This is a genomic window from Metaclostridioides mangenotii (assembly GCF_018917235.1).
Taxonomy (GTDB): Bacteria; Bacillota; Clostridia; order Peptostreptococcales; family Peptostreptococcaceae; genus Metaclostridioides.
Genome location: NZ_JAHLOF010000006.1, coordinates 38,734 through 51,832, shown reverse-complemented (window position 1 = coordinate 51,832; position 13,099 = coordinate 38,734). Strand labels below are relative to the sequence as shown.

Annotated in this window: 13 protein-coding genes; 7 read left to right on the top strand and 6 right to left on the bottom strand. The window is 29.5% G+C overall.

Annotated features, from left to right (window positions below):
* Window positions 1-249: 249 nt before the first annotated feature.
* Entirely contained in the window at window positions 250-1,692 is a 1,443-nt protein-coding gene (locus KQI18_RS09855) for a metallophosphoesterase (RefSeq protein ID WP_216467651.1), read from the top strand.
* A 271-nt stretch (window positions 1,693-1,963) separates the two neighbouring features.
* On the opposite strand, the gene KQI18_RS09850 is transcribed toward KQI18_RS09855, so the two are convergent.
* On the bottom strand, window positions 1,964-2,530 hold the full coding sequence (locus tag KQI18_RS09850; RefSeq protein WP_216467650.1) for a DNRLRE domain-containing protein: 567 nt from the start codon (window positions 2,528-2,530) through the stop codon (window positions 1,964-1,966).
* 186 nt (window positions 2,531-2,716) lie between these two features.
* On the opposite strand from KQI18_RS09850, the gene KQI18_RS09845 reads away from it, so the two are divergent.
* Window positions 2,717-3,028: a hypothetical protein gene (locus KQI18_RS09845; protein ID WP_216467648.1), complete on the top strand. Its 312-nt coding sequence runs from the start codon at window positions 2,717-2,719 to the stop codon at window positions 3,026-3,028.
* A gap of 322 nt (window positions 3,029-3,350) precedes the next feature.
* Here KQI18_RS09845 and KQI18_RS09840 read toward each other — a convergent pair whose 3' ends face one another.
* Window positions 3,351-3,875: a hypothetical protein gene (locus KQI18_RS09840; protein ID WP_216467647.1), complete on the bottom strand. Its 525-nt coding sequence runs from the start codon at window positions 3,873-3,875 to the stop codon at window positions 3,351-3,353.
* A gap of 583 nt (window positions 3,876-4,458) precedes the next feature.
* Here KQI18_RS09840 and KQI18_RS09835 point away from each other — a divergent pair.
* Entirely contained in the window at window positions 4,459-4,869 is a 411-nt protein-coding gene (locus KQI18_RS09835) for a GNAT family N-acetyltransferase (protein ID WP_216467645.1), read from the top strand.
* Between the two features lie 367 nt (window positions 4,870-5,236).
* On the opposite strand, the gene KQI18_RS09830 is transcribed toward KQI18_RS09835, so the two are convergent.
* Together KQI18_RS09830 and KQI18_RS09825 are read right to left on the bottom strand one after the other, a co-directional pair.
* On the bottom strand, window positions 5,237-5,476 hold the full coding sequence (locus tag KQI18_RS09830) for a hypothetical protein (protein WP_216467640.1): 240 nt from the start codon (window positions 5,474-5,476) through the stop codon (window positions 5,237-5,239).
* Window positions 5,477-5,503: 27 nt separating this feature from the next.
* A complete protein-coding gene (locus tag KQI18_RS09825) occupies window positions 5,504-5,653 on the bottom strand; it encodes a hypothetical protein (protein ID WP_200865870.1) in 150 nt (49 codons plus the stop codon).
* A gap of 153 nt (window positions 5,654-5,806) precedes the next feature.
* Between KQI18_RS09825 and KQI18_RS09820 the strand changes: the two genes are divergently transcribed.
* Window positions 5,807-5,977: a hypothetical protein gene (locus tag KQI18_RS09820; RefSeq protein WP_216467638.1), complete on the top strand. Its 171-nt coding sequence runs from the start codon at window positions 5,807-5,809 to the stop codon at window positions 5,975-5,977.
* 414 nt (window positions 5,978-6,391) lie between these two features.
* Here the strand turns inward: KQI18_RS09820 and KQI18_RS09815 are convergent, their stop codons facing one another.
* Window positions 6,392-7,054 carry a CatB-related O-acetyltransferase gene (locus KQI18_RS09815; RefSeq protein WP_216467636.1) on the bottom strand — a complete coding sequence of 221 codons (663 nt, stop codon included), beginning with the start codon at window positions 7,052-7,054 and terminating at the stop codon, window positions 6,392-6,394.
* A gap of 732 nt (window positions 7,055-7,786) precedes the next feature.
* Window positions 7,787-8,284, bottom strand: coding sequence for a ferritin-like domain-containing protein (locus KQI18_RS09810; RefSeq protein WP_216467634.1), 498 nt, complete (start codon window positions 8,282-8,284; stop codon window positions 7,787-7,789).
* Between the two features lie 322 nt (window positions 8,285-8,606).
* On the opposite strand from KQI18_RS09810, the gene miaB reads away from it, so the two are divergent.
* From miaB to KQI18_RS09795, 3 genes are all read left to right on the top strand, one after another.
* Window positions 8,607-10,040: a tRNA (N6-isopentenyl adenosine(37)-C2)-methylthiotransferase MiaB gene (miaB, locus tag KQI18_RS09805; protein ID WP_216467632.1), complete on the top strand. Its 1,434-nt coding sequence runs from the start codon at window positions 8,607-8,609 to the stop codon at window positions 10,038-10,040.
* Between the two features lie 172 nt (window positions 10,041-10,212).
* On the top strand, window positions 10,213-11,244 hold the full coding sequence (locus KQI18_RS09800) for a threonine aldolase family protein (protein WP_216467630.1): 1,032 nt from the start codon (window positions 10,213-10,215) through the stop codon (window positions 11,242-11,244).
* A gap of 810 nt (window positions 11,245-12,054) precedes the next feature.
* On the top strand, window positions 12,055-12,975 hold the full coding sequence (locus tag KQI18_RS09795; protein ID WP_216467628.1) for a carbon-nitrogen hydrolase family protein: 921 nt from the start codon (window positions 12,055-12,057) through the stop codon (window positions 12,973-12,975).
* Window positions 12,976-13,099: the final 124 nt, after the last annotated feature.

Below are 13,099 nucleotides of genomic sequence, written 5' to 3'. Positions count from 1 at the left end.
ACAATACTGTAGGCAATCCTATATAAAACAAACTATTGAACATTGAAGAGGGGTAGCTTATTTATTTGCTACCCTTTTTTAGCTAATAATACAGTTCAATTTGTGCATCGTTAACCTAGTTTGTTTGATTTAATGAATTAATAACTTTTAATAATTAATTCGACAAAATAATCCAAAATAATAATATGTTTTCAGATATACTATAAAATGTGTCAAATTATACAAAGTACTAATCAGGAGGTTTAAGTAATGAGAAAAATATTAATGACATATTTGGTAGTATTAACTGTTTTTCTAATAACAGGTTGTAGTAATGACAAAGAAGAAATAAACATATTAGCCACTACTGATTTACATGGAGAAATACCTTATAAGTTATCTTCATTTGTAAAGAATGAGTTTAATAAAGATAAAAATTTAACATTGGTTGATGCTGGTGACTTTTTTGATTCTGGAAGCATTGGTGATAATGACATGGCTAAATATTTTGATAAAAGGAATGAAAGCCCTGATACATACATAGAAGTACCTATTGCAAAAGACATGAAAAAAGTAGGGTATGATGCAGTAGTACTTGGTAATCATGAGTTTGTGTCTAATAATAAATTTGACTTAGATAATATGATTTCTGACTTTAAAAAGCAGGATATAAAAGTATTATCAGCGAATACATATAAAAAAGATGGTGAAAGTTATACTGATCCTTATATAATAAAAGATATTCCAACATCAAGTGGGATAGTAAAGTTAGGCATTTTAGGCCTTACAATAAAAGAAGTTGGCGAAAGTAAAGATTGGGTAGATGATGGAACTCAGTCTGGAAAAATTATTGAATCAAAATCCAGAGAATTAAAAGATCAGTCACAGTATGAGGGTAAATTATATATGAATGATTTAGTAAAAGATGCTAACAAATGGGTTGGAAAAATGAAAAAAGATAAAGCTGATATTATAGTAGCAGTTGTTCATTCAGGTGAAAATCCTAAGAAACCAAAAAATCCAGGTAATAGAATACAAGATTTGGCACATGAAGTAGATGGAATAGATGCAATAGTTGCTGGTCATACACATAAGCAAATTACTCAACATAATTATAAAAACAAGTCTGGCGAAAATGTAATAGTTACACAACCGGGTAAACATGGCGAGTGTATATCTAAAATAAACTTTAAATTAGAAAAGAAAAATAATGAGTGGAATGTTGTTAATAAAACTAGTGATTTAACTAAATTTGACCTGAGTGACTTACGCAAAGAAGATGAGAATTTAGGGTTGTTGTCGATGGCGTTATATGAGATTGATGATAAAGTTAAAGAGGCCAGTTTATCAGAAATAACACCATTTAAATGGGATAAGGCATATGTATTTGCTCCAGAAACACCAAGAGAAATCATATACAATAAAGTTGGTTATGAGTGGAGAGATATCACTGAAACTGAAGGCACAGACATGACACAAATGGTATTTATAAAAGATAATAAACCTGTATGTTATTTATACGGTAATATAAATGATATTGGGTTAGATGTAAATATTAATAAGTCTGAGTATAAAGATAATATAGCTACAATTATTTCTGGAGACAATGATAAACTTAGTATTGAGAAAGAAAAAGTTTCAAGAGTTATTAATGGTTATAATTATGAAGATATTGTTATATATTTAAAACAAATAGAAAAAAGTGATAATTAGATTTATATAAACTATTTCATTTTTATTGCCTGTTTTACAATCGGAAACATGATATATCTAATAGCGAATATCTACTTAGATTAATTTTCTAGGTCTTTTTTATCGATAAGCACAAATCCCATTATTTAATCTGCTATTATTGTATTAAATTAGAAATTGTATTATACAGCAACGCATAGTTTAGTAGTTGAGTGGTTGGAAAATAGAAAATTTATATAGATTGAAAAAATAACATGCCACCTTATTATACTTGGTAAGGTGGCATATCTTATTAATGAACCTCTACGTTACAAGCAATTGTTTCCAATGGTGGGCATATATAACTTTCCTCATAAATTAACCTAAGCCTTGGTTGCATTCCTTTTATTCTATATCTATCGGATGCATAGGTAATAACCCGCGTATCTATATTTCCCGTTAATAATAAGCCTTTATTTTCTATTTCTTCCTCTAGCCAAGTTTTTACAATAGAAGTTATGTCGACCTCTGAGTAGCTACAGCAATGTTTATCTTCGAAATTCACTTCTTGATTATATTTTATATTTAGACAACAATAATAAATGCTAAAAAAATCCATCAATGGATATATACTATACTTAGCATACTGATTTCTATAATAAATTTGATTTCTTAACTTTGGAGGCAATTTAAAAAGGATAAGCTTAGCCTGTTTTATGTCTTTTAAAAAAGAGCATGGAAGTAAATCAAAATATAAGTAGATTAGATAATCACAGTAATCACTACGACCTAATAGTAAATTTTCATTATCCTTATTTATATAGTTACAATCTTTTGAAAAGCTGATTGATTCCTGACATTTTAAATCTATTAAGCTCATATTATTACACCTCCTTCCTATATTGTATACAATTTTTGTATTATTGAGACTAAATGGTCTTAATTTTTACTATTTTATACATTTTTCATCATATTTCACTTCTTTCTGCTCGTTTGAATATAATATTTTATAAAGTCTTATTCAACCAAGATTTTATAAAATTTTATTAAAAAGGAGGTGTTTTCTATGGCAATTAATGTAACAGTAACTAGTGCTGAACCCTTAGACCCTAGTAAACCAAATTCATTTTTTGACATAACCTTTACTAATACTGATGCATTTGATTATGCAGGAAATTCAAATATATATTATTCTGCACTTCTTACAGACTCTACTCCTGGAACTGCTCTAACTAGAGAAGTGACTTTTGTAGTAAGTCAGATCGCTGAAGGTACAATTGCGGCTAATACAAGCAAAACCTTCACTTTTGAAAACACTACAAACTTAGTTCCTACTATTACTGGATCAGAAGGTAGAATCATATATGTAGCACAGTAGATATAATAAATTAATTTTCAAAACAAAAACTAAAGCACAGCGATTTTTCGTTGTGCTTTAAATAAGAAAGACTAGTATTAAAATGAACTACTGCTTTAAGTATTCAGTTTCTTTTATAGCCTACGCCATTTTGGTAAAAAGAGTAAAGACTGGATTAAGATAGAATAGCCAAATGAAAAGGGTGCATTAAGGCAGCCAGTTTTGAAGGGTATTAGAGAATATAAGTTATCAAATGATTGTAAAGAATAGTGAAAAGAGTAGCATATTTAGCTACTCTTGTTTTTTATTATTCATGCCTTATTTATACAACAGACAATATAAACTATTGTAATTGTATAGGTATATTAAGATTTTGCTCATTTTGAATGCGTATTAATTTTGAATACACATAATTAAGTAAAGTTCCATGATTTAATTCATCAGAAATTATACTGAAAAGTGCATCTCTATAGTAATAATTTGGTAATCCAAACATTATGAGACCTAGTTGCTTTACATACTTAGTAGATTTTACAATGGAACCGTATATACCTGTAAATAAATCTCTCGGCGGAACGAAATAAAAACCTTGTTTGATATTGGCATAAGTACCTGTCAGTTGATAATATATTTCTTTCAACAAATTTCTATTATTGATGTTATCGTTTTTTAGTGTTTCAATTATTTCTAGAATATCATATAATTCTTCAGCATTAGGTGAGGGTAATGTTTGAAATTCTGAAATAGGCATTTTATCACTTAACCAATTATATAAAAGAAAATCTTGCTCCATAGAGTTTATTGTATCCTGTATCAAATTTATTGAATTTTGCAATTGAATAGGATTTGGGTAAATATTTTGATACATAATAAACCTCCTAAATGTTTTAATATAGATATATGTGTTAAATAATTTTTTTGATACATTTATAAAAAGAAGCTTAAAATTATTCATGTTTGACCATATTAAAATTAAGAGGCTTATAGTATGGTTGTATTCGATGAAAAAGGTACTAAGCCAATATTAATAGCATAAAAGCAAGAGGCTGCTGATCCTCGACAAATATAGGGTTAATGAATTCTAAAAGTAGGTTATATAGAAATACATTATAACAAAGGATATTTAACTTTTTGTTAACAAAATTAACATAACTAATTGTTATAATGTGTATGAGATTTGATAAAATCAAAAGGCAAGATGATTCCAATGTTCAGACCTAAAAACATCCGTATCCCAAGCGGGTGTTTTTTATTGCCATAATTAATTTCATAGATATAGAGTTGTTAATTAAATACATTATTAATCAATATAAGTGTAGAGAATAGTGTAAACATTTTCCTATTTTACTGCTATAATAATGTAAATAAGGTTATAATTTCAAGTAAATATATACTTTATATTGACTGTAATATTTTAACTTAAATAAAAATAAGGAGTAAAGACAGAAGATATGATAGTTAAAAAATTAGAAGAATATATGATAAAAGATTGTGTTGACTTATTTATTTCAACCTTTTCTAAAGAGCCTTGGAATGATGTGTATGAATCAAGAGACCAGGTTATATCTTTTTTTAAACACCATTTTTATAATAATTATTTTTTAGGTTATGTTGCTATAATTGATGGAAAAATCCAAGGATTAAGTATTGGAATGAGAAAACCTTGGATAAAAGGTTTAGAATACTATATAGATGAATTTTGTATAAATCATAGTTTACAAAACAAAGGTATTGGTAGTGAATTTTTAAAAGAAATTGAAATAGATATAAAAAAAGAAGGAATCAACGGGATAATTTTAAATACCGAAAGAGAATTTCCATCATATAAATTTTATAAGGTTTTGAAGACTTTGGTTACTTAGCGATAATGGGTAAGGAATTGACATAGGATAAATTCATGTCATAAGTAAAACTATTGCAACTTCATTTCAGCTTCGAGCTTTATAAGAAGGATATTAGGTAAAAGAGGAGAGGAACTTTGGCCATTTGCACATGGATATGACAATTCAGTATCTGAATTTGAGTCTATAACTCCTGTCAAAAGTATAGGAAACTAAGTAACTACAAAGAGAAATCTAAAATTAAGCTTAGAACATAGTATTAAATAATTTAGTGAATATCAGAAAGATTCAGTAAGAATGGATTTTTATGATATTAAACCAAGTATGATACCGCAGTCCCTTATAAAAGTGGACTGCGGTTTCCATTTGCAGTTAATTAGTGACTAGATTACTTCCAATCTGAAAGTAAAGTTTTATCATTTGCAATAGCTGTTACTATTTCCTCTCCAGATTTAAAATCATCAAAAGTTCCTTTGCTAATTTCATTGATGGCTTTGTCTAATATGTTTTCATAATAAGCTTCTGGTGTCATATCAGTTGTAGTTTGGTTGAAATGCTCTTGGGATTCAGAAGCGGCTATTTTGGCATATTCGTTTTTTATCTCGTCTATTAGTTTATCACGATTCATATAATTTGCTCCTTTGTAAGAAATTTATTATTTATCGTTACCGGGTTTATGGCGACTACCAGACTGCTTCTTTGCGTTACGGCTTTCACCGTCTAATGCGCTCTCTGCCATAGTCGGGCCACCTTTTGATTTTTGTTTACGGATTGGTTTTGGATCAAGTTGTGAATCTTTAGCCATGATTATTCTCCTTCATTTTATTATTTGTAGATTTATTATTTGCAGAGTAGAGGATTTTATTCAGAAATCTAATTGTGTAGTCTGCAGGTATAGAAACCTAATCAACGGCTAATGATAATAGCGTACGAAATTATTTATACGGGATGGTGAATTATGGCTAAAGCAGGCATGAAAAGACCGGATCCAAAGGATCCGCACGGAACAGAAAGCAATAAAAAAATGAAAATAAAAAAGAATGATGTAGAGCCTGTTCCAGAAATACAGGGTAAAGCAAAGGCAGGACACAATAAAGCAAATAATATTCAAGATAACAAGAAGAGCTAATAAAATACAAAGGAATTTACTATTGTATGTAGGGCTGAGATAAATAAGTGTCTGAGCCCTTTTAAGTGTTTTATAGTTAAAAGAGATGTGGAATTTTGGTCTTTTGCCAACTGATGCAATCCCCTTAGACTTATATTATCTCTAGGTCTTTTCTTTTTTTGGTTATGAAGTATGCTATATATTAGGAGCAGGCGGAAGTACGCTTAACTATAGTATATATTGCAGATTACAATACAAGTGTAGAAATGCTTACGCTATAGGTGGTGGAGCTTCCAGGGATTAGAGAAGTTCCCTGATAATGTAACTAAGTTTGTGGGAAACTACTTTAAGGAGACTTATAGACTAGTTATTGAGTGGTAGGAAGTTAGGAAATTAATGTAAAATAATAGGGTAGCTTAATTGCTACCCATTTTCTTATTTACTATTTTGTATTATTATTCGTAACTCTTTTTTAACTTCTTCTAAGTTACAGTTACATAACATAGGAAGTAATTCTACTAAATCTTTTTGTTCATAGTCCCACCATTTTACTTGCAATAACATTTCAATTAAATCATTATCAAATCTTTTCTTAATAAACTTTGCTGGATTTCCGCCCACTAAACTATATGGTTCTACATCCTTTGTTACTACAGAGTAAGCGGCAATAATGGCACCATCTCCAATTTTAACACCTGGCATTATTATGCTTTCACGACCAATCCATACGTCATTGCCAATTATAGTATCTCCTTTTACAGGAAGTTGAGACATATGGGGTGGAGTAACTTTGGTCCATTCTCCACCAAATATATTGAATGGATATGCTGTAACGCTACTAATTCTGTGATTTGCTGAACCCATAATGAATTTGGTTCCACTTGCAATTGAACAGAACTTTCCAATAACTAATTTATCTCCAAATTCTGGATAATTAAAAAGTACATTATTTTTTTCAAACGCTGTTGGATCTGCAGAATCGTCATAATAAGTATATTCACCAATAAAAATATTGGGAGCAGTTATTACATTTTTAATAAAACAAGAAGTTTTATATTCATTTGGGAAAATTTCATTGGGGTTTGGTATATTTTTCATTTTTTTATTTCTCCTTTAATAATTTTATCACATCCTTTCTATTAGTATGTGAGGTAGAAACTGCCTTCATTTTCCTAATTTCTTTCATACTAATACCTCCAATCTAATTTTATGATTGTATTGTATCACATCTATTAATAAAGTCACACCCCTTTTAATTAGATATTATACTGAAAAATGAATATCTATAATAATAATTTGGTAATCAAAACATTATAGTTTTAATTACTTTTAGTTGTATACAATGGAATTGTATACATGTGAATAAATCTCTCGATAGAACTAAATAAAAACCTTGTTCGATATTGGCATAACTAATCTTGTATGTAAAGACTTTAAAGATACCTATATGATAGTAGTAGAGTGGTTGGAATCTAGAAAAATAATGTAATCTAAAAGAGCATGCCATCCTATTAAACCTAGTAAGATGGCATGTTTTAAATTACTATACCTTCGCTCTAACAATATAGGAGTTAATAAAATATACATAAAACTAACTGTAGGAGATAGTCAATAATTTTATTTACTTTGAAGGAAGTGTATAAATGAAATGATAACTTTAGCGGATTATATTCTTGTCCACTGATATATAATATGAAATTTATGTTGAGAAAGTGTTATTTAATGAAAATTATTCTCAATGATTTGAAAAATAGTTGATTGGTAAAAAGATAGTAAATATATGTTGATAGTAAACATAAGAGTAGTTAAATTGCTACTCTATTTTGATATTTATTCTATATTAAGGTTTACAAATTGCATAAGTAAAGAATTATATAAGTCAACATGATTTAGTTCATCAGATATTATACTTGAAATCAAATCTCTATCATTAGGATATTGCAATCTATTCATTGTGATTTTATATTTTTTAACGGATTCTAAATTTTCTACAAGAGCGTTTTCTAGTCCTGAAATAAGATTTTTGGGTGGATAAAAGGCACCATCATATAATGGAGCGTAAGTACCTGCAAGCCGAAAATACATATTATGCAGTATGTCAGCATGTTTTAACTCTTCATCTCTTATAGATTCTAAAAGTGTTATTACCTCTTTAGCCTGAGCTAGAGAAAGAGAAGGTATAGGAGAAAGTTCTGCTATTCTAACATGATCAAGTAACCATTGAAAAAATTGTAAATGTCTTTCTTTAGTTATTATAGATTCACCAAGCATATCTATTGTATTCTTCAGTTCAATAGGAACCGAATCTGGGAAAAAGTTTTCGTACATAATAACCTCCTAAATGATTTATTACATATATATGTTCTAATTTAAGTTGTAGATACTTATTAGAATAAATGCTTAAAATCACTTCATTGATGATACTATCCTTAAGAGGTAATAGTATGGATATATTCGATGAAAAAGGAATCATACCAATGTTAATAGCGGAAATGTAGGAGGCGTTTTCTCTATTGACAATGTAGTATAAGATTAGTAATACTTTACTGTATATTTATCTTTTTTTATTTTTTTCGATTTGAGTAATCGACTCTAATTTGATATAATAATCTAATGTGAAAATTAGCAAAAACTAAGGAGACGAAAGACAATGAGTAAAAGAAAACAAATTAATCTTCCTATAGAAAAAGTAGAAGAACAAGATAAATATATAGAAGCAATGCATAGAATAAATGAAGACTATTTCAACCGAACAGGAGAAAGAAAACTCGTGTTTTCAGTTACATACGGATGTCAGATGAATGAACACGACTCAGAAAAGTTACTAGCAATGTTAAATGCTATGGGTTATGATGCAACTGAAGATTCATCAGAGGCTGATCTTATAATTTACAACACATGTGCAGTTAGGGAAAATGCAGAGCTAAAAGTATATGGTAATTTGGGACATTTAAAGTCACAGAAAGAAAAAAATCCAGATATGAAAATAGTAGTATGTGGTTGCATGATGCAACAACCCCATATAGTTGAAGAAATTAAGAAGAAATATAAACATGTAGACTTAATATTCGGGACACATAATTTATATAAATTCCCAGAGATGTTAACAGAGACAATGAAAAGAGAGAAGACTCTAGTAGATGTCTGGGATGTTGATGGAGAAGTAGTTGAAGGACTAAAAAGTAACAGAAAGTTTGAGCTAAAAGCTTTTGTAAATATAATGTACGGGTGTAACAACTTCTGTACATACTGTATAGTTCCTTATACAAGAGGTAGAGAGAGAAGTAGAACACCAGAAGATATAATTGATGAAATAAAAACTTTAGTAGCAAATGGTACAAAAGAAGTAACTCTTCTTGGACAAAATGTAGATTCATATGGAAAAACACTAGATAGTAAAATTACATTTGCTGAGCTTCTTAGAATGGTTAATGATATAGAAGGCTTAGATAGAATTAGATTTATGACATCTCATCCAAAGGATATATCTGATGAAGTAATATATGCAATACGAGATTGTGAGAAAGTATGTGAATATCTACATTTACCAATACAAATAGGAAGTACAAAACTTCTTAAAAAGATGAATAGACACTATACAAAAGAATACTACTTAGAGATAATAGAAAAAGCTAAGAGAGAAGTTCCAGATATATCATTTTCAACAGATTTAATGATTGGATTTCCTGGTGAAACGGATGAAGATATCGATGATACTATAGATGTAATTGAAAAAGTAAAATATGATTCTGCTTTTACTTTTATTTATTCGAAACGTAAGGGAACACCTGCAGCTGAAATGGAAGATCAAATACCAGAAGATATAGTCCATAAGAGATTCCAAAGAGTTCTGGATTCAGTAAATAAGATATCAGCAGAAATCAATGATTCATATAAAGGAAAAGTTGTAGAGGTTTTGGTTGAGGGTAGAAGTAAAAACAATGAAGAAAAACTTTCAGGTAGAACTAGACAAAATAAATTAGTTAACTTTGATGGTGGGAATAAAGATCTGATTGGTAAATTGGTACGCGTAAAAATAACAGAAGCTAGAACATTTTCTCTAAATGGAGTAATGGTTGATTAATTACATTAATGTAGATATATATAAATAATAAAGAGAAAAAATTTAAAAAGGTGTCCATAAAAAGGACTCCTTTTTTATACTTGTCGATTGACAATTTAATATAATTGATTTAGAATTATTTTGATTCAATTATTAAAAATTTTGACTATTTAGACTAAAAGGAGATGTTTAAATGTACAGTTTCAAAAATGATTATAGTGAAATAGCACATCCAAAAGTACTTCAAAGAATAGTGGATACAAACATGATTCAAGCTGAAGGTTATGGTCTTGATGAATTTAGTTTTGAAGCTATCGATGCTATAAAAAATAAAATAAAAGATAATAGTGTTGATGTTCACTTTATAAGTGGCGGTACTCAAGCTAATCTACTAGCAACTGCAGCTTTTTTAAGAGCTCATGAAGCTGTCATATCAGCAGAGAGTGGACATATTGTTGGAAGTGAAACTGGCGCTATTGAGGCTACAGGACATAAAGTGTTTACTGTACCAACTCAAGATGGAAAACTTACCGCTGATATGGTTAAGAGTGTGTTTGATGCTCATCATCAAACAAATTTCTCACCATATCCACGCTTAGTGTACATATCAAATCCTACTGAATTAGGAACAGTTTATGATAAAAATGAGTTGAAATCTCTTCATGACTGTTGTAGAGAACTTGGAATTTATTTATTCGTAGATGGAGCTAGAATTGGCTGTGCATTGACATTAGACAAAAACGATTTGGTATTTGAAGATATGCCGAAAGTATGTGATGCTTTTTATATTGGAGGCACTAAAAATGGAGCAATGTATGGAGAAGCATTAGTAATCAAAAACGAAAATTTAAAAGGTCATTTTAGATGGCATTTAAAACAAAGAGGTGGACTTCTATCAAAAACGAGAGCTATGTCTGTCCAATTTACTGAACTTATGAATAATAATTTATACGAAAACATTGCTAAACATGCAAACCTTATGTCAGATATCTTAAGGGAAGGAATAACCAAAGCGGGATATTCATTTTATGTAAATTCTCCTACTAATCAGATATTTGTAGAATTACCTAATAAAGTACTTAAAGAGCTTGATAAGAAATATATCTACACAATATGGGGTCAACTTGATGAAAATATTACAGTAATTCGTTTAATAACTTCTTGGGCAACTCCTAAGGAAAAAGTTGAGGAATTTGTAAGAGACTTATTGTCTATAGAAGTATAAAGATAAGCTTATAATATAATAATTAAATTACTAAAAGTATAAAGCTTTTTATTGAATAATCAATTGTTTTGTTTGTTATTATTCATTAAAAAGCTTTTTTAGTAACCTTATAGTTAACCTTTACTTTTTAGATACTAACTAAATTCATTTCCAGTATATTATATACGTAACAAATAAGATGTAAAATAAGAAAAAATACAGGGAACTTTATAGACGAGTCCAAACAAGTAATAAAAGATATAGTATGGTTGTTGAGTGTTTGGAAAAGAGAAAATTGATGCAAACGTCATGTGGTATAATAGTAAACAACTTTATTAGAAAGGAGAGATATTAAATTAAAATTCTATTAAGTATACTGCTAATTGTACTAGCATTATCAAATTATATTCAATCTAAGGAAATAAAAAAATTAAGAAGATTATTTACTTGTAATGAGCAAAGTTTTATTGACGAAGCCGTAATTCAACTAAAAAATGATTCTAGTAAAACAAAAGCAGTTAGAATATTAAGAGAAAAGAATTATCCGCTAGATTTAATCAATGCGAAAAGAATTGTTGATATTGCTGAAATAAAAGTTATAGATCAAAGAGTAGAAAATTAATGTGACGAAAATGGGTGCCTTATTGCCACCCTCATTTTTATTTGATGAATATTAAATAAAAGCTCTCACTTTAATATAAAGCTTTATGTTGTATTCTTATTAAGTTATAAGTATAATCTAATTAGTGCATACATTTACATAGGTAAAATTTACCATAATGCATGAGGTAATAGTAAAAAAGGAAAGTTTATTGACAGAGGAGGAGTATTTTGGAAGATTTATTGAAATCATGTAGAGTTGCAGTAGTACAAGCATCGCCAATTTTATTCGACAAGACCGCGACAATTTTTAAAGTTATTGAAAAAATTAATGAAGCTGGAAGTAAAGGAGCCAATATTATTGTCTTTCCAGAATCGTTTGTACCTGCATATCCAAGAGGTTTTTCTTATGGGTATGTAGTAGGCAGCAGAACAATGGAAGGACGAGAGGACTGGAAGAAATATTATGATAACTCCGTCATTGTTCCTAGTAAAGATACTGATTTAATTGGACAAGCTGCAAAAGAAGCTAATGCTTATGTTTGCATAGGAGTTACTGAACGAGATAATATCAATTGTACCCTATATTGCACCACACTTTATTTTGGACCAGATGGATCATTGTTAGGAAAGCACCGCAAAATTAAGCCGACGGGTTCAGAGCGCCTTATTTGGGGAGAAGATGATGGAAGCACATTAACTGCTATCAGTACTCCTTATGGAGTAATTGGAGGTTTAACGTGTTGGGAGAATTATATGCCATTAGCGCGTGTTGCAATGTATCAAAAAGGTGTTTCAATTTATATAGCACCAACTGCTGATTCTCGCGAAGAGTGGCAATATACTATGCGTCATATTGCTTTGGAGGGAAGGTGTTTTGTGATTGGATGTAATCAATATGTTACAAAAAACATGTACCCTCAAAACTTTAATTACCAAGAAGAGCTGGACAAGTGTCCTGAAAACATGTGCCCAGGTGGGAGTTGTGTAGTCGATCCATTTGGAAAATATGTGGCTGAACCTATATGGGATAAAGAGGACATATTGTTTGCAGATCTAAATCTTGATTTAGTACCGCTTAGTCGTATGGATTTTGATCCAACCGGACATTATGCAAGACCTGATATTTTTGAGCTTATCGTACATGAATAATGTAACATGGAAGCTATAACTTAGAATGAATTCAACACTAAGAAAATGTTGTTACAAATATAAACTTAAAGAGATCCTATTAATAGGATCTCTATTGGATTGCCGCCATTTTGCATATATTTTT

Excerpts from the sequence above, each read along its gene's own strand:
- KQI18_RS09855 (WP_216467651.1), top strand. The coding sequence starts at position 250 with ATGAGAAAAATATTAATGACATATTTGGTAGTATTAACTGTTTTTCTA.
- KQI18_RS09850 (WP_216467650.1), bottom strand. The coding sequence starts at position 2,530 with ATGAGCTTAATAGATTTAAAATGTCAGGAATCAATCAGCTTTTCAAAA.
- KQI18_RS09845 (WP_216467648.1), top strand. The coding sequence starts at position 2,717 with ATGGCAATTAATGTAACAGTAACTAGTGCTGAACCCTTAGACCCTAGT.
- KQI18_RS09840 (WP_216467647.1), bottom strand. The coding sequence starts at position 3,875 with ATGTATCAAAATATTTACCCAAATCCTATTCAATTGCAAAATTCAATA.
- KQI18_RS09835 (WP_216467645.1), top strand. The coding sequence starts at position 4,459 with ATGATAGTTAAAAAATTAGAAGAATATATGATAAAAGATTGTGTTGAC.
- KQI18_RS09830 (WP_216467640.1), bottom strand. The coding sequence starts at position 5,476 with ATGAATCGTGATAAACTAATAGACGAGATAAAAAACGAATATGCCAAA.
- KQI18_RS09825 (WP_200865870.1), bottom strand. The coding sequence starts at position 5,653 with ATGGCTAAAGATTCACAACTTGATCCAAAACCAATCCGTAAACAAAAA.
- KQI18_RS09820 (WP_216467638.1), top strand. The coding sequence starts at position 5,807 with ATGGCTAAAGCAGGCATGAAAAGACCGGATCCAAAGGATCCGCACGGA.
- KQI18_RS09815 (WP_216467636.1), bottom strand. The coding sequence starts at position 7,054 with ATGAAAAATATACCAAACCCCAATGAAATTTTCCCAAATGAATATAAA.
- KQI18_RS09810 (WP_216467634.1), bottom strand. The coding sequence starts at position 8,284 with ATGTACGAAAACTTTTTCCCAGATTCGGTTCCTATTGAACTGAAGAAT.
- miaB (WP_216467632.1), top strand. The coding sequence starts at position 8,607 with ATGAGTAAAAGAAAACAAATTAATCTTCCTATAGAAAAAGTAGAAGAA.
- KQI18_RS09800 (WP_216467630.1), top strand. The coding sequence starts at position 10,213 with ATGTACAGTTTCAAAAATGATTATAGTGAAATAGCACATCCAAAAGTA.